19 protein-coding genes are annotated in these 20,458 nt (G+C 48.6%); 9 read left to right on the top strand and 10 right to left on the bottom strand.

Annotation, left to right across the window (positions count from 1 at the left end):
* The first annotated feature begins 466 nt into the window (after positions 1 to 466).
* Both lpxO and ACPEPR_RS05115 read left to right on the top strand, forming a co-directional pair.
* Complete coding sequence (gene lpxO, locus ACPEPR_RS05110; RefSeq protein ID WP_075167599.1) at positions 467 to 1,381, top strand: lipid A hydroxylase LpxO; 915 nt, start codon at positions 467 to 469, stop codon at positions 1,379 to 1,381.
* Between the two features lie 121 nt (positions 1,382 to 1,502).
* A complete protein-coding gene (locus tag ACPEPR_RS05115; RefSeq protein ID WP_005181729.1) occupies positions 1,503 to 1,919 on the top strand; it encodes a PH domain-containing protein in 417 nt (138 codons plus the stop codon).
* Here the strand turns inward: ACPEPR_RS05115 and ACPEPR_RS05120 are convergent.
* A complete protein-coding gene (locus ACPEPR_RS05120) occupies positions 1,908 to 2,984 on the bottom strand; it encodes an AAA family ATPase (protein WP_168397781.1) in 1,077 nt (358 codons plus the stop codon). The two genes, ACPEPR_RS05115 and ACPEPR_RS05120, sit on opposite strands and share 12 nt — an antisense overlap.
* Before the next feature lie 173 nt (positions 2,985 to 3,157).
* On the opposite strand from ACPEPR_RS05120, the gene uvrC reads away from it, so the two are divergent.
* The 3 genes from uvrC to pgsA all read left to right on the top strand — a co-directional run bounded on the left by uvrC (position 3,158) and on the right by pgsA (position 6,562).
* The gene (gene uvrC, locus ACPEPR_RS05125; protein WP_005181732.1) at positions 3,158 to 4,957 is read left to right on the top strand and encodes an excinuclease ABC subunit UvrC; all 1,800 of its coding nucleotides are present in this window, start codon (positions 3,158 to 3,160) and stop codon (positions 4,955 to 4,957) included.
* 114 nt (positions 4,958 to 5,071) lie between these two features.
* Complete coding sequence (locus tag ACPEPR_RS05130) at positions 5,072 to 5,866, top strand: thioesterase family protein (RefSeq protein WP_160241681.1); 795 nt, start codon at positions 5,072 to 5,074, stop codon at positions 5,864 to 5,866.
* Between the two features lie 108 nt (positions 5,867 to 5,974).
* A complete protein-coding gene (gene pgsA, locus ACPEPR_RS05135) occupies positions 5,975 to 6,562 on the top strand; it encodes a CDP-diacylglycerol--glycerol-3-phosphate 3-phosphatidyltransferase (RefSeq protein WP_034598126.1) in 588 nt (195 codons plus the stop codon).
* An 82-nt stretch (positions 6,563 to 6,644) separates the two neighbouring features.
* On the opposite strand, the gene ACPEPR_RS05140 is transcribed toward pgsA, so the two are convergent.
* Positions 6,645 to 8,447, bottom strand: coding sequence for an ABC transporter ATP-binding protein (locus ACPEPR_RS05140; protein WP_005181751.1), 1,803 nt, complete (start codon positions 8,445 to 8,447; stop codon positions 6,645 to 6,647).
* 137 nt (positions 8,448 to 8,584) lie between these two features.
* Between ACPEPR_RS05140 and ACPEPR_RS05145 the strand changes: the two genes are divergently transcribed.
* Positions 8,585 to 9,208 (top strand): alpha-ketoglutarate-dependent dioxygenase AlkB family protein, encoded by a 624-nt coding sequence (locus tag ACPEPR_RS05145; protein WP_016659661.1) that lies wholly within the window; start codon positions 8,585 to 8,587, stop codon positions 9,206 to 9,208.
* 85 nt (positions 9,209 to 9,293) lie between these two features.
* On the opposite strand, the gene ACPEPR_RS05150 is transcribed toward ACPEPR_RS05145, so the two are convergent.
* From ACPEPR_RS05150 to recN, 4 genes are all read right to left on the bottom strand, one after another.
* Entirely contained in the window at positions 9,294 to 10,061 is a 768-nt protein-coding gene (locus ACPEPR_RS05150) for an IclR family transcriptional regulator (RefSeq protein ID WP_016659660.1), read from the bottom strand.
* 119 nt (positions 10,062 to 10,180) lie between these two features.
* Positions 10,181 to 10,621, bottom strand: a complete 441-nt coding sequence (gene ruvX / locus ACPEPR_RS05155; protein ID WP_005181760.1) for a Holliday junction resolvase RuvX — start codon at positions 10,619 to 10,621, stop codon at positions 10,181 to 10,183.
* On the bottom strand, positions 10,614 to 11,168 hold the full coding sequence (locus ACPEPR_RS05160; protein ID WP_005181761.1) for a YqgE/AlgH family protein: 555 nt from the start codon (positions 11,166 to 11,168) through the stop codon (positions 10,614 to 10,616). Before ACPEPR_RS05160 ends, ruvX begins: the two co-directional genes overlap by 8 nt.
* A 109-nt stretch (positions 11,169 to 11,277) precedes the next feature.
* Positions 11,278 to 12,942: a DNA repair protein RecN gene (gene recN / locus ACPEPR_RS05165; protein ID WP_104989178.1), complete on the bottom strand. Its 1,665-nt coding sequence runs from the start codon at positions 12,940 to 12,942 to the stop codon at positions 11,278 to 11,280.
* A 711-nt stretch (positions 12,943 to 13,653) separates the two neighbouring features.
* Here recN and ACPEPR_RS05170 point away from each other — a divergent pair.
* From ACPEPR_RS05170 to ACPEPR_RS05180, 3 genes are all read left to right on the top strand, one after another.
* A complete protein-coding gene (locus ACPEPR_RS05170) occupies positions 13,654 to 13,977 on the top strand; it encodes a pyrimidine/purine nucleoside phosphorylase (protein WP_005181767.1) in 324 nt (107 codons plus the stop codon).
* A 105-nt stretch (positions 13,978 to 14,082) separates the two neighbouring features.
* Complete coding sequence (gene rlmB, locus ACPEPR_RS05175) at positions 14,083 to 14,835, top strand: 23S rRNA (guanosine(2251)-2'-O)-methyltransferase RlmB (protein WP_005181769.1); 753 nt, start codon at positions 14,083 to 14,085, stop codon at positions 14,833 to 14,835.
* Positions 14,836 to 14,852: 17 nt separating this feature from the next.
* Positions 14,853 to 15,773 (top strand): DMT family transporter, encoded by a 921-nt coding sequence (locus tag ACPEPR_RS05180; protein WP_016659657.1) that lies wholly within the window; start codon positions 14,853 to 14,855, stop codon positions 15,771 to 15,773.
* Here the strand turns inward: ACPEPR_RS05180 and coaE are convergent.
* Genes coaE through pilB form a run of 4 tightly spaced genes read right to left on the bottom strand, consistent with a single transcriptional unit; the run spans position 15,770 to position 20,212 of the window.
* Positions 15,770 to 16,378 (bottom strand): dephospho-CoA kinase, encoded by a 609-nt coding sequence (gene coaE / locus ACPEPR_RS05185; protein WP_005181773.1) that lies wholly within the window; start codon positions 16,376 to 16,378, stop codon positions 15,770 to 15,772. The two genes, ACPEPR_RS05180 and coaE, sit on opposite strands and share 4 nt — an antisense overlap.
* A 10-nt stretch (positions 16,379 to 16,388) precedes the next feature.
* A complete protein-coding gene (locus ACPEPR_RS05190; protein WP_005181774.1) occupies positions 16,389 to 17,249 on the bottom strand; it encodes a prepilin peptidase in 861 nt (286 codons plus the stop codon).
* A complete protein-coding gene (locus ACPEPR_RS05195) occupies positions 17,249 to 18,475 on the bottom strand; it encodes a type II secretion system F family protein (RefSeq protein ID WP_016659656.1) in 1,227 nt (408 codons plus the stop codon). The genes ACPEPR_RS05190 and ACPEPR_RS05195 overlap by 1 nt, the downstream gene beginning before the upstream one ends.
* Positions 18,476 to 18,505: 30 nt before the next feature.
* Positions 18,506 to 20,212, bottom strand: coding sequence for a type IV-A pilus assembly ATPase PilB (pilB, locus tag ACPEPR_RS05200; RefSeq protein ID WP_160243588.1), 1,707 nt, complete (start codon positions 20,210 to 20,212; stop codon positions 18,506 to 18,508).
* Positions 20,213 to 20,458: the final 246 nt, after the last annotated feature.

The following is a 20,458-nucleotide window of genomic DNA, read 5'->3' on the forward strand; positions in this document are numbered from 1 at the left end:
GATTTCTAAGTTGATGTTGTGAAGCGAGTGTGCATTTCCCGCACACTTCTATGCCTCGCTAATCTTACGATAACTATATCGAAAAAGAACATAACAAGTTGTATCAAGCCGTGACGCTAGGGTCATCAATTTTTCTATGCCCAATCAAGGTCTTGTTCCCTTTCTTCTCCTGCTTATTTCGCTTAAAAGCCAATGAAGTACTTGTTTCGGTTTTACTTTTTTGGCGCAGTTGCCCTCTGTTTATAACGGAAAAAGCTGGCGCTGCCCATGCCGGAGTTGTGGTGTTTTGGTCAAAAAAGTCAATTCGTGTGAATGGGCAGGGCAGTACAGGTACCTGAACAGCGCCAGTTTTGCAACGCTGTGTCTTAAACGACCGGCTGATTGGCCTGGCTAAATTTGTTATGCTCGCCGATATTTTGGCTTGTCTGTCGTACCTGTACAGGGCGGCAATTTCCCGGATGTTGCTATGCTTAAGTGGATTATTCTGGCCATCTTTGTCATTTCAGCGTTTTATATCCAGCAACGCGGCAAAGTTCGGCATTCGTTTTATCGTCAGTTCTTTGACCATTCGACCCTGTTCGCCCCGATTAATTTTCTGATGTACCGTTTTTCACGCGTACCGAATCAGCCCTACATCGACACCCAGCATTTTCAGGATTTAAAAGTGCTGGATGAACATTGGGAGATGATTCGCGATGAGGCCAAAGCGCTGTATGAACAAGGCGGCATCAAGGCCTCCAGCAAATATGATGATCTGGGGTTTAACTCTTTCTTTAAAACCGGCTGGAAACGCTTTTACCTGAAATGGTATGACACCGCGCATCCTTCTGCGGCCGAGCTGTGCCCGAAAACCACGGCTTTATTAAAAACCTTGCCAAGTATTAAAGCGGCAATGTTTACCGAACTGGCACCGGACAGCCGCCTGGTCCGGCATCGCGATCCTTATGCCGGTTCGCTGCGTTATCATTTGGGCTTAATGACCCCGAATGATGAGCGCTGTTTTATTGATGTCGATGGCCAGCGCTATTCATGGCGTGATGGTGAAAGTGTGGTATTTGATGAAACCTATATTCACTATGCTGAAAACGGCACTACGCAAAACCGGATTATTTTCTTTGCCGATGTCGAGCGGCCGTTAACTACCCGTTGGATGCAAAAGTTTAATCACTGGTTTGGTAAAAAGGTGATGACGGCAGCCAGCTCGCCCAATGAAGTTGGCGATCGTACCGGCGGCCTGAATAAAGTCTTTGCCTATGTTTATCAGATCCGGATTCAGGCCAAGGCCCTGAAAGCCAGAAACCGGACCCTGTATTACATTTTAAAATGGGTGCTGATGCTGGGGCTATTCTTCCTGATTTTTATCCGGCCTTATCTGTTTTAAGATGACATGCTGATCTTTTGCACTCCAACCCAAACGCCCACATGGGCGTTTTTTTCTGCACGGCCGAATACAGCAGCCCCCATAAATTTTGTGTAAGATACAGACAGTAAAGGGGAAAATAATGCAGAAATTTCGTTCCAAAATTGACTGGTGGGTGCTGGCTTTTCTGATCTGTATGACTGGGCTGCTGGTGCAATTGTTGCTGACCATGCAGGCCAAAGGTACCATGCAAGCGTATCCGGTGCATACTGCGGTGTATCTGCTGACCATTGTGGTGATCTGGTGGCCGGTGTGGAATACCCGCTATCGTGTGAGCGAAGACTGCCTGACCATCCGCTGCCTGTTTTTAAGCTGGCGCATCCCATTGGCGCAGATTCAAAAAGTATCACCGACCAATAACTCGGTGGCATCTCCGGCCATGTCCTTAAAACGCTTAAAGATTGACTATCAGCAAGATGGCGTGAACAAGTTTGTGCTGGTGTCGCCGCGGCATCCGGAGCAATTCTGCGCCGCGATTAAACAGCCTTTATCGTCCTGATTCAGTGCTGGTCGCTGGGTCCGGCTGAATCAACAGCTGCTGATCCTGACAGTCCAGACACAGACTAAGCTGCTCTGGATGACTGAGGAAATACAGCGCCAGAATCGGTTCCAGTTCGGTGCGCATGCGGCGGCCCAAATGCCGGGCGCCATAGCGAATATCATGTCCTTGATAAAAATAAGCCTTGGCAGCATCGGTCAGCTGCACCTGACGTTTCTGATGCTGCAGGCGTTTGTTCAGTTTTTCCAGTTCAATCTCGACCAGTTGCGGCAGGGCATTTTCCTGGACCGGCGCATAATGCAGGGTCCGGTCAATCCGGTTGAGAAATTCCGGATCAAAACGGCGCTGCATCACCTTTTCAATAATCTGTCTGGCCGGCAGACGTTTTAGACAGAGGTCCTGCATTTTTTTCGGGAACAGATTCAGCTTGTCCAGATATTGCTGCGCAGCTTGGGCACCGACATTACTGGTCATGAAAATCATGCAATTGCGAAAGTCGATGGTTTTGGTGCCAGAAGTCAGGGTCAGTTTGCCGGTGTCCAGCACATTCATTAGCCCGCGCAGTACTTCAGTCGAGGCTTTTTCCAGTTCATCAAACAGCACAATGCCGGGGCGGGTGTGACTGCCTGCAATCGCAGTTTCATCAAACAGGCTATGGCCTTCTTTGGAGCCAACATAGCCCGGCGGTGCACCGGTGAGTGCTGCTGCATAATGTTCCTGTGCCAGCGTGTTCATATCAATCCGGCAAAAAGCATCCGGGCGGCCATAAATCGCTTCACTGATCAGCCGGACGGTTTCAGTTTTACCCACGCCAGTTGGCCCCAGCATTAGCGTCACCGACAGCGGACGTTCCGGGCTGGAAAAATCTGCCTTGACCACATGCAGCATTTTTTCAATTTCATTTAAGGCTGCGTCCTGTCCAATAATCCGGGTTCTGAGCAGCTGCATCACTTCACGCGGTTCAAAATGAAAGCGCGGTTTGCCAATCAGGCGGTCTTTTTCCGATGCCGCATGTGTTGAGGTGGCCGGCTGAATAATATGCATGGCAGAGTGGGCGGTGTGCATAAACTGAATCCTGAGCGGGACAAGCTGTTCAGCATAGCAAAATTTGCCTGTGGCACTAAGACTTTGTAGCAATCATGTCATTTCTGCCGGCATGCTTGCGCGGCAATGCTTGAAAATAGCAGAATCACCATCACATCATGCTAGAGCAGACGAGATCGATAAATAGGCTGAATGTGAACGAAAACGCACGCGAACATATTGTCAAAATTCTGGCCAATATGACCACCTTGCCCGGTATTTACCGCATGCTGGGTAAAGATGGGGAACTGTTATATGTGGGCAAGGCCAAGAATCTTAAAAATCGCGTGTCCAGCTATTTCGTAAAAACCATCGAACATCCGAAAACCCAGGCGCTGGTGGCGCGGATTTATGATATTGAAACGCTGGTGGTACGCTCTGAAACCGAAGCCTTGCTGCTGGAACAGAACCTGATCAAGCTGCATCGGCCGCCGTATAACATCATGCTGCGCGATGACAAATCTTATGTCTATATTTTTGTCTCCAGTGACAAGCCTTATCCGCGGATTGCCAGTGGCCGTGGCAAAGGCAAGCATCAGGTCGGTAAATTTTTCGGGCCTTATCCAAGTGCCTACAACGCCCGCGATACTTTAATCGTGCTGCAAAAGCTGTTTAATGTGCGCCAGTGCGAAAACAGCTATTTTTCCCAGCGCAAACGTCCCTGCCTGCAATATCAGATCAAACGCTGTTCGGCGCCTTGTGTCGGGCTGATTTCACCGGAAGCCTACCAGGAAGATGTGCAGAACTCGATCCGTTTTTTACAGGGCGATACCCGTGAACTGAATCAGGAACTGATTGCCAAAATGGAAGCCGCGGCTGAAGCACTGGAATTTGAAAAAGCGGTGTTTTATCGGGACCGAATGGCCTTGCTGCGCGATGTACAGGCACAACAGGCCATTTATAAGGTCAAAGGCGAAGCCGATATTCTGGCAATTGCCTATCAGGCTGGGGTGACCTGTGTGCAGATTATGCATGTGCGCAATGGCAAGATGCTGGGCGGGAAAAGCTATTTCCCGGATATGCTCGGAGATGATCAGGGCCAGATGTTGTCCGATTTTATCGCCAACTTCTATTTTCAGGTCGCCGATGAAGTACCGGCCGAGCTGATTGTCAATGTAGAACTGCCAGATGCCAAAGAGCTGGAGCAGGCGCTACAGCAGCAGTTTCAGCAGAAAGTCCAGATCAAGCACAAAGTCCGCGAAACCCGGGCCGAATGGCAAGAACTGGCACAAATGAACGTGCAACACGCGATTAAAGGCAAGCTGGCCAATCACTTCGAGTTGAATGAGCGTTTTCATCAGCTGGAGCAGGTGGTGGGGCGTCCTATTGACCGGATTGAATGTTTTGATATTTCCCACACCATGGGCGAAGCGACCGTGGCGTCTTGTGTGGTGTTTGATTCGGGCGGTGCGCGCAAACGCGATTATCGCCAGTTTTCCATCAATGACATTACCGAAGGCGATGACTATGCCGCAATGCGTCAGGCCCTGACCCGACGTTATAAAAAAGCCATGCTGCCGGATTTGCTGCTGATTGATGGCGGTAAAGGCCAGCTGCATATGGCGATGGAAGTGATGCAGGAACTGGGACTGGAAGCCTTTATGGTCGGCGTGTCCAAAGGCGAGGGGCGTAAACCCGGACTGGAAACCTTGCATTTTACCGATGGCAGCAAAATCCAGCTGCCGGAAGACCATAAAGCCCTGCATCTGATTCAGCAGGTGCGGGATGAAGCACACCGTTTTGCCATTACCCGGCATCGGGCCAAACGTGATAAAAAACGCGGCAGTTCGGTGCTGGAAGTGATTCCCGGCCTGGGCCCGAAACGCCGCCGTGATTTGCTGACCCATTTTGGCGGGATTCAGGGCGTGCTAAAAGCCTCGGAAAAAGACCTGATGCTGGTACCGGGACTGGGGCAGGTCATGGCGCGGACCATCTATAAAATTCTGCACGAATAAGTCCGGCATATTTGACCTATTGGCAAAAATAGTCACTGGCCAGTATACGATTGACCATTCACATCCACACTGAAAAGCTGCAAGATGAAGCGCACTCAATAAAAAGGAAAATATATGTCGCTGCGTTCTGTATTTGCCGCAATCGAGCAGGATGAATGGATTCAGATTCCAACAGGCTGGTTACAGGGCCGAACCATCTATGGCGGACTGGTGGCCGGACTGATGATGCAGAAAGCCCTTTCGGTGATTGCCGACCCGGATAAACGTCTGCTCAGTGCATCGGTGACCTTTGTCGGGCCGGTGCGGGAAGACCGGGCCAGAATCAGTGCAGAAATTTTGCGACAGGGCAAGTCGGTGATCACGCTGGAAGTGCGCTTATGGCAGGATGATGCGGTACAAAGCATCTTGCTGGCCAGCTTTGGCGCGGTGCGTGAGTCCACTATTCAGGTACAGCAGGAACCGTTGGCGCCGGATTATCCTGCACCAGCGCAGCTTAACTATTTACCGGTGCATCAGCTGATGCCGGAATGTTATCAGCAGTTTGAGGTGTGCTGGGCCGAAGGTGATTATCCGTGTACCGGCAGCCAGCAGTCCGATTTTGGCGGCTGGTGCCGCTATACGCCAGAAAAACATGCCAACCGCGACTTTACTGTGGCCGATCTGGTCACACTGATGGACATTTGGCCACCGGGTGTACTGCCTTTATTTAAAACCTTGTCACCGGCCAGTTCGCTGACCTGGCATATCACTTATGTGCATCCGATCCGCCACCAAGTGCATGATTGGTTTAAATATAAAGTGATTACCGAGCATGCGGCAGATGGCTATTCTACTGAAACGGCGCATCTTTGGGATGCTGAAAACCGGCTGATTGCCATTTCGCGGCAAACCGTAACGGTCTTTGCCTAGTGACACTTTCTGCCATTTCGTATAAAGTGAAGCCTATTAACGATGGATAAACCCTCAAAAAATATGTGCATTTAGCTCGTGCATAACGGGGAAGCATTGGCGGTGTCTATGACAACAGGTCGAATCCTGAACATTCCAAATATTTTAACTTTAGCGCGTATAGCCTTAATTCCCGTATTTTTATTGGTGGCCTACTGGCCGCCTGCCATGGGAATCCATGATCATGATGCAGGGATGACCCGGCATCTGATTTTGACCGCGATTTTTGTGATTGCTGCCGTCACTGACTGGTTTGATGGCTATCTGGCACGAACCTTAAACCAGACCTCAGCCTTTGGCCGTTTTCTGGATCCGGTGGCGGATAAACTGATGGTGGCAGCCGCCCTGATTGTCTTGGTGCAATGGCAGCCGACCATTTCCATGGCCTTTGCTGCAATTGTGATTATTTCACGTGAAATTACCGTATCGGCCTTGCGTGAATGGATGGCAGAACTCGGCGCGCGTACCAGCGTGGCGGTCTCTACCGTCGGGAAATATAAAACTGCGTTTCAGATGATTGCGATTTCCGTATTCTTGCTGAACTGGGAGCCACTGGAATTGCTTGGTTATGCCTTGCTCTATACTGCGGTGGTGCTGACTTTGTGGTCGATGTTTATTTATTTAAAAGCCGCCTGGCCGTATTTAAAACAGCCTTAAGGCAAAAAAGCTCCTGTACAGGAGCTTTTTTTATGGATTAAAAAATACAGAATCATTCCTTCATCTTTAACCGGATTGCGGTTTAACTATGGGTTTCTTCTTCTGCGTCATCTTCAAAGGTTCGGGCAATCTTTTCAATATTCAGGCTTTTGGCCATCGCATCAAAAATTTCTTTATAGACACCGTCCTGATGGTAGAGCGTGTCATGTTCGCCGTGTTCGGCAATCGCACCTTCTTTCATGACATAGGTGTAATCGGCATCAATAATCTGCGACAGACTGTGTGAGATAATCACTACGGTACGGCCCTGTTTAATTTCATCCAGACTCTGCTTGATCTGCTCGGTGGCAATGGCATCCAGACTGGCGGTTGGTTCATCCAGAAAAATAATCGGTGGATTTTTCAGGAACATCCGCGCCAGTGCAATCCGCTGCTGCTGACCGCCCGAGAGCATCAGGGCATCACTGTCATAGCCTTGCGGGAGCTGCAAAATCTGCTCATGAATCGAGGCTTTCTGGGCGGCCTGTATCACTTCTTCCTGAGAAGCATCGGTTTTGCCATAGCGGATATTGTCAAAAATACTGCCCTGGAAAATATGGTTTTTTTGCAGCACCAGCCCGATATGGTCACGCAGGTATTGGGTGTCGATGTCTTTTAAATCCACTCCATCTAACTGAATGCTGCCCTGCTGTGGTTCATAGAATTTATCCAGCAGGCTGATCAGGGTCGATTTCCCTGCACCGGACAGGCCGACCAGTGCGGTAATCTTGTTGGGCTGAATGCACATCTCGATATTTTTTAAGGCATGATGCCCGTTCGGATAATAAAACTCGACCCCGCTTAAATTGAATTGCCCGCGAATTACCGGTTTTTGTGCACCGCTGGCTTCAATTTCATCATCGGCCTCCAGAATCTGGAAAAAGCTTTCCGAGTAGATCATGGCATCATTCACTTCATCATAAATCCGGTGCAGTGAACGGATTGGTGCCGACACGTTATTAAACAGCAACACGTGATACATGATCATGCCGATACTCATCTGGCCATCCAGCACAAAATAGGCAGTCAGGATAATAATCAGCACAATTCCGATCTGTTCAATAAAGGTTTTCAGGCCATCAAACAGGAAGCTGGTCTGCCGGGTATGCATCTGGTTGTCGGTCAGTTCCTTTTGCAGTTTTAGCTGTTTGTCCGATTCGATATGTTCCCGGTTAAAGGATTTGATCACGGTAATCGAGTTGATAATACTCAGAATGCCCTGGCTTTTCCGTTCACGGCCATCACGTAAATTGCGGCGCCAGCTGCCAAGTTTCTGGGCCTGTTTATAGGTCAGCCAGAAATAAATGGGCACAATAGCCGAGGCTACCAGCCCGACATAGAAATTGGCCCAGTACATCAGCCCTAAGGCAATAATCGCACTGGTAAATAACGGTAAAATATCAATAAAAAAGATTTGTACCAGCCGGGTGAGGGAGCCAATGCCGCGATCAATCCGGGTTTGCAGCTTGCCGGCCTGATTGTTATCCTGATTAAAAAACGCCAGCCGGTAAGTCAGGAACTTTTCAATAATGCCTTGGGCCAAATCCTGCGACACAAAAATCCGCAGTTTTTCACCATAAAATTTCTGCCCGAATTGGACAAAGGCATTAATGATTTCCTTGCCCAGTAAAATGGCGCTAATGGTTATCAGAATCTGCCAGCCTTCAGCCAGCCCCTGACCGGCTTCTACCAGCCGGTTAATGCTGTCGACGGCATATTGCAGGGTCAGGGCATTGACCTGTGCGGTCAGAGAACCAATTAAAGTCAGAATCAGCGTGGCAATCACCAGCAGCCGATACGGCCGCACAAAGGGCTTGAGCTTCTGAAAGAGCTGCCATAAGTTCATAAGCAATTATTTTTTATTCTAAAACCTGTTTTTCAGTCTATGTCGATTTGGCGTGGCTCACAAGCACAGAGAATGTTTTGATTTGTGAAGCCGTTTTGGGTTTAAACTGAAGTTCCGCTTCGCAGGAAAACGCCACAATGAATCTGGAACTGTTTCCGCCCGAGCCACGGCAGAATCTGTTGCCCTATGAGGGGATCGTGCAGGATTATGGGCTGATTCTGTCCGCTGAGGACAGTCACGCTTACTTGCAGCAATGTTTACAGCAGCTGGCCTGGCAAGCCGATGAAGTCACCTTATTTGGCAAACATTATGTCACCGCGCGGAAAATTGCCTGGTATGGTGATGAGTATTATCAGTATCGTTATTCGGGCAGTTTGAAGCAGGCGCAGCGTTGGCATCCGGCTTTGTGGCAGTTAAAACAGCAGATTGAACAGATCGTGGGACATCCATTTAATTCCTGTTTAGCCAATTTATATGCAGATGGCAGTCAGGGACTGGGCTGGCACAGTGATGATGAACCGAGTCTGGTCGCATCTCCGGGTGCAGAAACGGTGATTGCTTCTTTAAGTCTGGGTGCAACCCGTAAATTTAGCTTTAAGCACAAACACAGCGCAGCAAAAGTCGAGCTGCTGCTACAGAGTGGTCAATTAATTGTGATGCGTGGGCAGACCCAGCGCTACTGGAAGCACAGCCTGCCCAAATCCAGCCGTGTGGTGACGCCGCGAATCAATTTAACCTTTCGCTATTTTTATCCACTCTAATGCTGGTTGTGATCCAAAGGCCGGGCAGGGCAGAGATTTATCTCACCACGCTGATCTTAACAGCTGTATTTTGATAAAGATCAATCTAGGTATGTGGATTCAGACTTTCAACTTTCTGTTCAATCAGCGCGGCATTTTCCTGCAAAATGGCAATCAGCTTTTCGACATTGACAAATTCAAAGCGGTTTTTGGAGGCCAGTAAGGTCAGGGTGAATGGTGCTGTTTTATTGGAGAGTCTGATCGGCACCGACAAGCCGGCCAGTTGCGGTTCCAGTTCACCACTAGAATAGTAATAGCCCTGTTTTTTGATCTTTTTCATTTTGCTGATGAACTCGGCTTCATCCTGGGCAAAACCGGACTGACGGAACTGCACGGCAAAACGCTGATAATAATTCAGCATTTTCTGTTTTGGTAAATGCGCCAGCATGATTTTCGGTGACGAACCCATATACACCGGACGTGGGCAGCCGCGGCCATAGGACAGCAGATTCATATGCTGGAATACTTCATCATGCAGGTCGATACAGGCATCCTGATTCAGATAGGTCAGTACGCAGCAAAATTCGGTACGCTGCACAATATCCTGCATAAACGGAATGCTGATTTGCACCAGTGGATCGGTGGTGCGGGAAATATAATCCAGCACTGCAATTTTCGAGCCGAGGGTGTAATCGCCCGAAGTCCCACTTAAACGCTGCAATAATTCGGCCGAAACCAGTTCTTTTAAATAGCGGTAGCTGGTCGGTTTGGACAGGCCCAGTTCTTCACTGATCATATCGACATTAATCACCGGACGTGACACTGAAAATAAATTCAGAACCATCAAAATTTTGCCAAAACTCGATATTGCCATCAGTGATTACTCTACAACGTGAAAAAAGATCAATGAAAAAATCCGGTACTGACTATCATAACAGACCGGATTGAGCTGAAAACCAAGAGAAAGGGGATTTGGACGTCAACAGCGAGATTTTAAGGCTGGACGCCTTGCGGATAACGATACCAGCTTTCAATGAACAGGGCGGCCGCAATACTGTCGGCGGCAATTTTTTTACCGCGTCCCTGAGCCTGATAATGATCCAGTTCATCACGGGCTTCACGCGTGGTCAAACGCTCGTCCACCATCAGGGTTTCGATATTGGTCTGATGACGTAAACGTCGGGCAAACTTGCGCGCCCGGGTCGACAGCTCTGACTCGCTATCATCCATGTTCAGTGGCAAGCCAACCAGAAATAAATTTGGCTGATACTGTTTCACCAGTTTCAGCAGTTCATCCCAGTTTGGAATACCATCTTTCATGGGAAACAGGGCCAGCGGCGTGGCGCTTTCGATCAGGGATTGACCCACCGCCATGCCCATTTTCTGGGTGCCAAAATCGAAGGCCATAATCATGTGTGCAGCAGACTCAGGCATGGCCAATCTCTGAAGCAAGCCAGGTGCGGTCAATTCCGATTTTCCGGTAGGCGGCATCCCAACGGTCGCTATAGGGCAGATTAAAAATCAGATCCATATCTGAATCGCAGATCAGCCAGTCACCACGCGAAATTTCTTCTTCCAGCTGGTTTTTACTCCAGCTGGCATAGCCGAGGGCAATCTGGTAACGGCCTACGCCTTCGTTATGGGCAATAGCATCCAGAATATCTTTGGAAGTGGTAATACAGACATTTTCACCAACCGCAATGGATGAATGCCAGGTTGGCTGGCCAGTATGCAGCACAAATCCGGCTTCCGGACGCAGCGGCCCGCCTTGCAATACTTCATGTGGATGGACATGATCGGCTTCAATATCCAGATCATTCAGTAACTCTTTAATTTGAATCCCTGCCGGACGATTGAGAATAATGCCTTGCGCCCCGTCTTCATCATGACGCGCCAAATAAATGACAGTATTCGCAAAAAAGTCATCATTTATCTCGGGTGGCGCAATAAGACAGCGATGTGTCAGATATTGTTTGGTCACCTAAGCCTTTCTCCTAAAATGTATGTTCTGATATAGATATAGGTCTTAATCATCACGTTACAAGAGGATTGCTATTTCACCAAACATTTTTTGTGGTTTTTCAGTGATTTTATGCGCCAGATTGAAACTTGAGCTGACGTAACTGCTTGGCATGCTGCAAGGTGGTTTCGTTAATTTCGACGCCACCAGTCATCCGTGCCAGTTCCAGAATCCGCTCTTCTTCTTGCAGCATTAAAATAGTACTACTGGCCGGATCAGTCTGCTGTTTCTTCACCAGCAGGTGCTGGTCAGACTGAGCCGCAACCTGCGCCTGATGGGTAATACACAGGATTTGTACGTGCTGCCCCAGACCGGCCAGTAAACGCCCCACAATTTCTGCAGTACCACCACTAATCCCGACATCAATTTCGTCAAACACCAGCACTTCTGCTTCGGTTTTTTCAGCATTCATGACCTGCATCACCAGCGCAATACGCGACAGTTCACCGCCCGAAGCGACACGCGCCAGTGGTTGTGCTGGAATGCCTTTATTGGCCGTAAACAGCAGCTGGATAAAGCTTAAGCCTTCACTCGATGGCTGCTCTAAAGGCTCAAATTTAAATTCAAAATGTGCTTCTGGTAAGGCCAGCTGTTTCACCTGTTCGGTCAGCTGTTTGGCCAAAGGTCCGGCAGCTTCACGTCGAATCTGGTCTAAATGTTCGGCCTTGGCCAAAAAGTCCTGATAGGACACTTCGACCTGTTCGGCCAAGGTTTCCGGATCTTCCAGCTGATGCAGCTGTTCCAGCTCGGCCTGCCAGTTGTCATATTCGGTTTTCAATAATTCTGGCTGGGTGCGATATTTACGGGCCAGACGATGGAAAATTTCCAGTTTGGAATTCAGTTCTTCCATCCGCTCCGGATCGAAACTCTGCCGGTCAATAAAATGACGCAAACTGGCGGTGGCATCTTCAATTTCACTTTGCGCATTCAGCAGGGAAGTATAAATTTCTGACAGCTGTTCACTGCGGCCGGCATGGCTTTCCAGACGCCGTAAAATCGAGGACAGTTCCTGGCTCAGGTTTGGCTCTGCTTCATCCAGCCCGTTCAGACTATAGGCACAATCTTGCATAATCGCTTCATGATGGCTTAAGCGATCAAATTCCTGTTCAATATCGGCATAATCGACCTGGACCACTTCTTCTAATTCTTCCAGCTGCAATTCCAGTGTGTCGATGCGCTGTTTACGCGTCGCCTGGGCATCCAAAGCCGCCTGATGCTGGCGAATATCTTTTTGCCACTGGCTATAGGCATCGCGTACGGCCTGGGCTGGCGCATAAAAATTGCTATAACGATCCAGCCAGTGTTTTGGATAAGGCGGTTCTAACAGCTGCTGCTGGCTGTGCTGGCTATACAGCTGCACCAGCAAACGGCCAATTTCTTTGAGCTCAGACAGACTGCTCGGACGGCCGTTAATCCAGGCCTTGCTGCGTCCGGTGGCGAAAATTACCCGGCGTAAATGAATTTCGCCCGATTCATCATCCAGTTCCTGCTGTTTTAGCCACTCGGCTTCTGGACTACCGTCATGATAGCTGAAGGTGGCAGTGACATCGGCCTTGTCTGCGCCATAACGAACATAATTGGTGTCGGTGCGTTCGCCTAGACAGGCCGAAAGTGCATCCAGCAATAATGATTTTCCGGCACCTGTTTCCCCGGTCAGGACGTTAAAACCAGATTCAATATCAATGGCTAAACGGTCGGCTAAGGCAAAATTGATCAGGGTTAAATGTGTCAGCATAAACGCATCCAGGCTGCGAAAAGTTTGAGTTGAAGAGTGTCAGGTTGGGCAGTGCAAAGCATTGCCCTTTATTTTAAGCAACTGAAAAAACACAATCATTCTAGCTTAATTTTTGCAGAAAAATAAAACTTCTCGGTACAGAATATTCAGCGGCATGCTGTGAGCAGAGGTTCTATATCCACCATGTAGATCAAGTCGCTAGTGCCGCAATCGGAATCTCTACTCTTATCTTCATCTGAAACAGAAAACTGTGTCCAGTTTCATGTGCTTGCAATACAGCGTCGGCAGAATGTTGCATAACTTTATCTGCCAATCATCAAATTTTTTATGATTATCAGACAAGCTGAAAACGAGCAGAAAAGTGCTCACTATATTTAGAGATTCAGATGAAAATCAGTCAGATGCATAACCCGAATTGAACCAGTTCGGCGCAGGATTTGTCAGGCTGAAAATACAGATGGTCGGAGAGTGCAATGGGGGCGTTGAACTTTAGTTCATCTGCGATTAAAAGGTATTTGTACTTGCCTGAAAGTTGATTTAGACTCTCGCAAAAATGAGGTGAATTTATTCGCGTGCCAGGCAAAATGACTTGCCTGAAACGACAGGAAATAGAGTGATTTACCTTAGATGAAGATTGATTGATTAGTTCAGTAGGCAGCATTACACTACCTCAATCATAAAATATAAAAACGCGTTAGCTGGAGAATACGCATGTCAGCTCAGTTTGATCATGTATCAGTGGTAAAAAAATCCAATGTTTATTTTGGCGGGCTCTGCATTAGTCATACGGTGCAATTTGAAGATGGCACCAAAAAGACGCTGGGTGTGATTTTACCGACTGAACAAGCCTTAACTTTCGAAACGCATGTTCCTGAACGGATGGAAATTATTTCAGGTGAATGTCGTGTGCAAATCGCCGATAGTGAAGAAAGTGAGCTTTTCCGCGCTGGTCAGTCTTTTTATGTACCGGGCAACAGCCGTTTTAAGATTGAAACTGATGATGTACTGGACTACGTTTGTCATTTAGAAGGCTAAGCATTTTTAGCCCAAATCGGTTAAACTAGGCCGACACAGAAATCCTGTAAAGTTTCCTTTGCAGGATTTTTCTTTTGGATTTACAGCACAGCGTTGAGGTCATTCATGGCAAAACCAGAATATTATTATGGCGTTCATTCGGTAGAGTCATTGTTAGAACTTGAACCGGAGCGTGTATTAACCCTGTTTACCCTCAAAGGTCGTGATGACCAGCGTTTACAGCGTATTCTGGAACTGGCAGAGCCGTTTGGTATTAGCGTACAAAAAGCCAGTCGTGACAGCCTGGAAAAACTGGCCGGTTTGCCATTTCATCAGGGCGTGGTGGCTGCGGTGCGTCCGCATCCAACCTTAAATGAAAAAGATTTGGAACAGCTGTTGCAGCAGTCCAATCAGCCACTGTTACTGGCTCTGGATCAGGTCACCGATCCGCATAATCTGGGCGCCTGTATCCGTACGGCAGCAGCCATGGGTGTAGAAGCGGTGATTGTACCGCGTGACCGTTCAGCCAGCCTGACCCCAACGGCGCGTAAAGTGGCTGCTGGTGGTGCCGAGAAAGTTAAATTTATTCAGGTCACCAATCTGGCCCGTACTTTGGGGCAAATCAAAGAGCAGTTTAATGTGCGCGTGGTCGGCACCATGCTGGATGAAAAAGCCTTGCCGATCCAGAAGTTTGACTTCACCGGTACGGCGGTGTGTGTGGTGATGGGAGCCGAAGATACCGGTTTGCGCCCAATCACCCAGTCGCAGTGTGATCAAACCGTGTATATCCCGATGATGGGCAATCTGCAAAGTCTGAATGTTAGTGTGGCCACCGGCATGGCGCTGTATGAAGCCTGCCGTCAGCGTCAACCGGCTTAAGCGCTCTTTCCATCTTAATGATCAACGCGCGTCAGCAAGGCTATCTGTTACTGGCCATCACCATGTGTATTTGGGGTGGCTTTACCCTGAGTACCCGTTTAAGTGCCCTGTGGGGCATTAGTGCTTGGGATCTGGTGGCCTTGCGTTTTATGCTGGCCTTTTGCTTGCTGATGCCGGTTTTGCTATATCGCAAAGATACGGCATTTTTATGGACCCGACAGTCCTTTATCCTGGCGATGATTGGCGGTGTCGGTTACTGCCTGACGGCTTATAGTGCATTTCATTTTGTGCCAGCGGCGCATGCGGCGATTTTCTTGAATGGCTGTATTCCCTTATGTACTGCACTGGCGGCCTGGTTGCTGTTTCGACAGCCCTTTGACCGGCATACCTGGATCAGCGTATTGATCATGCTGCTGGCGATTGCTGCCATGAGTCTGCTGATGTATCAGGAAACCGGTGTCGCTTTCGGTTTTGGCGATCTGCTGTTTTTCCTGAGTGCCTTGTGGTGGGGCGTCTTTACGGTGCTGTTGCGGCAATGGAAGCTGTCGGCCTGGCATTCTATGGCCAGTGTAGCCATCTGGTCAGCTTTGGTGTATGTACCTATTTATTGGCTATTTTTTCCGAAAAACCTGAGTGGTCCTGAACCACTGCATTTAATTGGTCAGACCCTGTTTCATGGAATTTTTGTGGTGATTATTGCCACGCTCAGCTATGTCGAAGCGATTAAGCGTTTAGGTGCTTTTAAGGCTGGCAGTATTGTGACCTTGGCACCGTTTATTGCCGCTATTCTGGCGGTACCGTTACTGAATGAGCCATTGAGCCTGGCGATTGTCTGTGGTCTGCTTGGTATGGGCATTGGGGCGTTACAGCCTTGGCGCTGGTGGGGCCGGAAAGACAGCTTAAGCCAGCAAATCGAACGACAAAACAAGCCGTCTTAAACCGACTGCTGCTGTTGCGCCAAAGTCAGATAGTGTTGATGTAAGGGTTGAAGCTGGGCATAGAGATGCTCCAGATGACCATCATTCAGCACAATATCATCTGCCCGCTGGCGTTTGTCTGCGCGTGACATCTGTACCTGAATAATCTTGCGAATTTGTTCGATACTTTGTCCATCGCGTTGTGAGGCGCGTTGAATCTGCAGTTCTTCAGAGGCATCAATTAACAGGTTGCGCTGGGTCAGTTCATGCTGGTTGCTTTCAAATAACAGTGGAGACACCAGCACCACATAGGCACTGCGGGCTGCCTGTAACTGCTGGATGATCGACTGGCGAATGGCCGGATGGGTAATCGCTTCCAGGGTTTTGCGTGCTGCCGGTTCTTTAAAAATATGCTCGCGTAAGGCACGGCGGTTGAGCTCGCCATTGAGCAGGACCCAGTCGCCAAAGGCCTGATGAATCTGGGTCAGGGCCGGCTGGCCTGGCTCAACCACTTCACGTGCCACCACATCTGCATCGACCACCACAATGCCTTGGGTTTCAAACCAGTGACTTGCTGCCGATTTACCGCTGCCAATGCCGCCAGTTAAACCCAAAACAAATGTCATCCTGTTGTCCTTATTGACCTAAATAAAGCTTCATGATTGCATCACCCCACAAAAAGGCGATCCAGCCGGCAATGGCAATATAAGGGCCAAAGGCAAAAGGCTGGTTCTCTTTGCGGATTTTCAGCAAAATAATGCCAATGATTGCACCAACCAGAGAAGATAGCAACACAATCAGCGGCAGCATCAGCGGGCCCATCCAGGCACCTAAGGCGGCCAGCAATTTAAAATCGCCATAGCCCATACCTTCTTTGCCAGTCACCAGCTTAAACAGGTAATACACCACCCACAGACATAAAAAGCCAATGATATATCCCCAAATGGCAGAGCTAGCGGAGGTGTACAGGGCATAGCTGTTCACCCCCAAGCCGAGTGCAGCCAGGGGGAGGGTATAGCGGTCAGGCAGCAGCTGGGTGTCAAAATCAATAAAGGTCAGGGCAATTAACACATAGGTCAACACCAGGCCAAACAGCATTTGCAGGGTCGGGCCAAAAACCGCGACTACGGTTAAGGCACACACTGCGGTCAGCAGTTCAATAAAAGGATAACGAATACTGATCGGGTTTTGGCATTGGCCACATTTGCCACGTAGAAGCAGCCAGCTGATTACTGGAATATTCTGATACCAGCGAATCGGGCTGTGGCATTTCGGACAGGTCGAGGCTGGCTGACTGAGGCTGATTTTGCTTTCATCAATGATGGCCTGTTCAGGATGCAGCAGCATTTGACAGTCATTGCGCCATTCCTGTTCCATCATTTTTGGCGTGCGGTAAATCACCACATTCAGAAAACTGCCAATACATAAACTAAAAATCCCAACTACGAAATACAGCGCAGTTGGGTGTTGAATCAGATAATGAATGAATTCTTGCATTAAACCACAGAGCCCATTTGGAAGATTGGGAGATACATCGCGACCACCAGACCGCCGACCAGAATCCCGAGAACGGCCATAATCAGTGGTTCCATCATCGAGGTTAAGCCATCGACGGCGTTATCGACTTCGTTTTCGTAGTGAGTAGCGACTTTATCCAGCATCGCATCCAGCGCACCGGATTCTTCACCAATCGCAACCATCTGCACGGCCATCGAAGGGAATTTATCCGTGACCCGCATGGCAAACTGTAACTGCTGACCGGTGGCGACATCTTCACGGATTTTCATTACTGCTTCTTCATAAACCACGTTGTTGGTGGCGCCGGCAGTGGATTCCAGTGCATCAATTAAGGGAACACCGGCAGCAAAGGTGGTGGCCAGGGTACGACTATAACGCGCGATAATCGCCTTATACACCAGATCACCAAAAATTGGTGCTCTCAGGGCGGCTTTGTCCAGCAGGTCACGGAATTTCTTGCTGCGTTTCTTGGCTTCCAGAAAAGCTGCAATCGCAAAGCCGACCACAATAATCAGCACAAACCAGTATTTCTGGGTCCACTGCGACATATTCACCACCATTTTGGTGAAGGCTGGTAAGTCGGCACCAAAAGAGGTGAAGAGTTCTTCAAACACCGGTACCACTTTGACCATCAGGATAATGGTGACAATCACCGCCACCACAATCACCGTTGCCGGGTATTTCATGGCTTTCTTGATTTTTTGTTTGAGTAATTCGCTCTTTTCTTTATAGATCGCTACCCGGTCCAGCATAGTTTCTAGAGCACCCGACTGTTCACCCGATTCAACCAGCGAGCAAAACAGATTATCGAAATGTTGCGGATATTTACGCAGTGCACCAGCAAAGGTATTGCCCCCTTCGACTTCGCCTTTAATCCCCAATACCACTTCACGCATGGCCGGGTTTTCCAGACCTTCAGCCACAATTTCAAAGCTTTGCACCAGCGGTACACCGGCTTTCATCATGGTCGCCAGCTGGCGGGTAAAAATCGTGATGTCCAGGGTCGAGACTTTTTTCTTCATCAAGCCTTCAAGAATATTTTTCTTCTTCTGGCGGATGGTTTTGATGGTGATCCCTTGCTTGCGCAACGTGACCTTGGCCAGCGCCATATTACGTGCTGGCAGTTCCCCTTTAAGTTTTGCCCCTTTGCGGTCAATCCCTTCATAAATAAAGGTGGGCATCATCTGTGCTTTTTTGACAGCCATGCGTGTTTATCCTTATTTTAAATGCTTCATCTATTCGCTGGTCACACGATTCACTTCCTGTAAAGAAGTGACCCCCTGCATGACCTTGATTAATCCTGAACGGCGTAAATTATTAAACCCGGATTTTGCCGAGGCTGCTGCAATCTGCAAGGCATTGCCATCTTCCATAATAATGCGTGAGATTTCCGGGGTGACTTTCATCACTTCATAGACCCCGACACGGCCTTTATAACCTTCACGACATTCCGGGCAGCCAACCGGCTGATACAGCTGGAACTCTGGCTGGTTTAAATCTTCTTCGGTAAAGCCGAGCTCCAAGAGGCTCTGGCGTGGAATCTCCACCGGGGCCTTGCATTTCTGACACAGACGACGTGCCAGACGCTGGGCAATCACCAGGTTCACCGAGGTGGCGATGTTAAATGAAGGGACGCCCATGTTGCGTAAACGGGTCAGGGTTTCAGGTGCACTGTTGGTGTGCAGCGTCGACATGACCATGTGACCGGTTTGTGCGGCTTTAATGGCAATTTCTGCGGTTTCCAGGTCACGGATCTCACCGACCATGACAATATCCGGATCCTGACGCAGGAATGATTTTAGTGCTGCGGCAAAGGTTAGACCCACTTTGGGGTTGACGTTGACCTGATTGATGCCTTCCAGGTTAATTTCTACCGGATCTTCGGCGGTAGAAATATTGGTGTCTTCGCGGTTGAGGATATTTAAGCCGGTATATAAAGACACGGTTTTACCAGAACCGGTCGGACCGGTAATCAGCAACATGCCTTGTGGTTTGTCCAGCGCCTCCATAAACAGCTCTTTTTGCTCCGGTTCATAACCGAGTGCATCAATCCCCAGCATGGCACTAGATGGATCGAGAATACGCAGTACAATTTTTTCCCCGAACAGGGTGGGCAGTGAGTTGACACGGAAGTCGATGGCTTTGTTTTTTGACAGCTTGAGCTTGATCCGGCCATCCTGCGGAATACGTTTTTCCGAGATGTCCATTTGTGACATAACTTTTAAACGTGAGGCGAGCCGTGTGGCCAGCTGTAACGGAGGATTGGCAATCTGGCGCAGTACGCCGTCAATCCGGTAACGGACCCGGTAGCTTTTTTCATAAGGCTCGAAGTGTAAATCCGAGGCGCCCATACGGATTGCATCGACCAGTAACTTGTTAATATATTTGACGATTGGGGCTTCATCGCCTTGTGGCTCATCGTTATCTTCTTGTGTTTCGGGAGCGTTGTCGCCAACTTCTAGATCAAAGTCTTCATCAAAGTCAAAGGTGCTGTCTTCGGTAAAGTTCTGTTCAATCAGCCGTTCCAGCTTGTCATGCTCAACAATCACCACTTCAATATTCAGCTTGCTGTTAAAGCGGATCGCATCAATGGCTTCGATATTGGTTGGGTTACTGGTAGCAATATAAAGCTGATTGTGACGTCGGAAAATGGGCAGAATTCGGTATTTGGTGAACAGTTTTTCATCCAGACCTTCACGTACAATCAGACGCGAATCGTACACCGCCAAGTCAAAAATCGGTTCACCAAATTCATAGGAAATTTTTTCAGCAATGGTCAGCGGTGAAATCTGCAACTGCTGAATTAAATACGGCACAATATCGGTCTCGGCTTTTTTCGCCGCGACAATGGCTTGCTGCATATTTTCAGCCGTCACAAGCCCTTCTTCGACCAGTTGCCGAATAAAACCTGTAAATCTAGGCATTGCTTGTTGTACTGACATTCCCCAACGTCCTTAAAAAAAAATCAAAAAAGTTTGTTTATAATTGGTATCACAAAATTATACTTTTGTTGCATAAAAATACCATATCTGAAAATGATGTCACCACCTAAGTATCCCCTAAAAGCATGAACCAGTCGCAATTAATCGGCAAAGATTTTTGTTAAGCCGATGTTCAGATGGGCCTATTTAGACTGCAAATCTAAAAATGCCGCAACAAATTGTTCTGTCCTGAATCGATTTACGTGT

The organism is Acinetobacter sp. AND/436 (assembly GCF_049546925.1).
In the GTDB taxonomy this organism is placed as follows: Bacteria; Pseudomonadota; Gammaproteobacteria; order Pseudomonadales; family Moraxellaceae; genus Acinetobacter; species Acinetobacter indicus.

Bases quoted from the DNA above. Each gene is read 5' to 3' on its own strand.
- lpxO (WP_075167599.1), top strand. From the start codon at position 467: ATGCTTAAGTGGATTATTCTGGCCATCTTTGTCATTTCAGCGTTTTAT.
- ACPEPR_RS05115 (WP_005181729.1), top strand. From the start codon at position 1,503: ATGCAGAAATTTCGTTCCAAAATTGACTGGTGGGTGCTGGCTTTTCTG.
- ACPEPR_RS05120 (WP_168397781.1), bottom strand. From the start codon at position 2,984: ATGCACACCGCCCACTCTGCCATGCATATTATTCAGCCGGCCACCTCA.
- ACPEPR_RS05130 (WP_160241681.1), top strand. From the start codon at position 5,072: ATGTCGCTGCGTTCTGTATTTGCCGCAATCGAGCAGGATGAATGGATT.
- pgsA (WP_034598126.1), top strand. From the start codon at position 5,975: ATGACAACAGGTCGAATCCTGAACATTCCAAATATTTTAACTTTAGCG.
- ACPEPR_RS05140 (WP_005181751.1), bottom strand. From the start codon at position 8,447: ATGAACTTATGGCAGCTCTTTCAGAAGCTCAAGCCCTTTGTGCGGCCG.
- ACPEPR_RS05145 (WP_016659661.1), top strand. From the start codon at position 8,585: ATGAATCTGGAACTGTTTCCGCCCGAGCCACGGCAGAATCTGTTGCCC.
- ACPEPR_RS05150 (WP_016659660.1), bottom strand. From the start codon at position 10,061: ATGGCAATATCGAGTTTTGGCAAAATTTTGATGGTTCTGAATTTATTT.
- ruvX (WP_005181760.1), bottom strand. From the start codon at position 10,621: ATGCCTGAGTCTGCTGCACACATGATTATGGCCTTCGATTTTGGCACC.
- recN (WP_104989178.1), bottom strand. From the start codon at position 12,942: ATGCTGACACATTTAACCCTGATCAATTTTGCCTTAGCCGACCGTTTA.
- ACPEPR_RS05170 (WP_005181767.1), top strand. From the start codon at position 13,654: ATGTCAGCTCAGTTTGATCATGTATCAGTGGTAAAAAAATCCAATGTT.
- rlmB (WP_005181769.1), top strand. From the start codon at position 14,083: ATGGCAAAACCAGAATATTATTATGGCGTTCATTCGGTAGAGTCATTG.
- ACPEPR_RS05180 (WP_016659657.1), top strand. From the start codon at position 14,853: ATGATCAACGCGCGTCAGCAAGGCTATCTGTTACTGGCCATCACCATG.
- coaE (WP_005181773.1), bottom strand. From the start codon at position 16,378: ATGACATTTGTTTTGGGTTTAACTGGCGGCATTGGCAGCGGTAAATCG.
- ACPEPR_RS05190 (WP_005181774.1), bottom strand. From the start codon at position 17,249: ATGCAAGAATTCATTCATTATCTGATTCAACACCCAACTGCGCTGTAT.
- ACPEPR_RS05195 (WP_016659656.1), bottom strand. From the start codon at position 18,475: ATGGCTGTCAAAAAAGCACAGATGATGCCCACCTTTATTTATGAAGGG.
- pilB (WP_160243588.1), bottom strand. From the start codon at position 20,212: ATGTCAGTACAACAAGCAATGCCTAGATTTACAGGTTTTATTCGGCAA.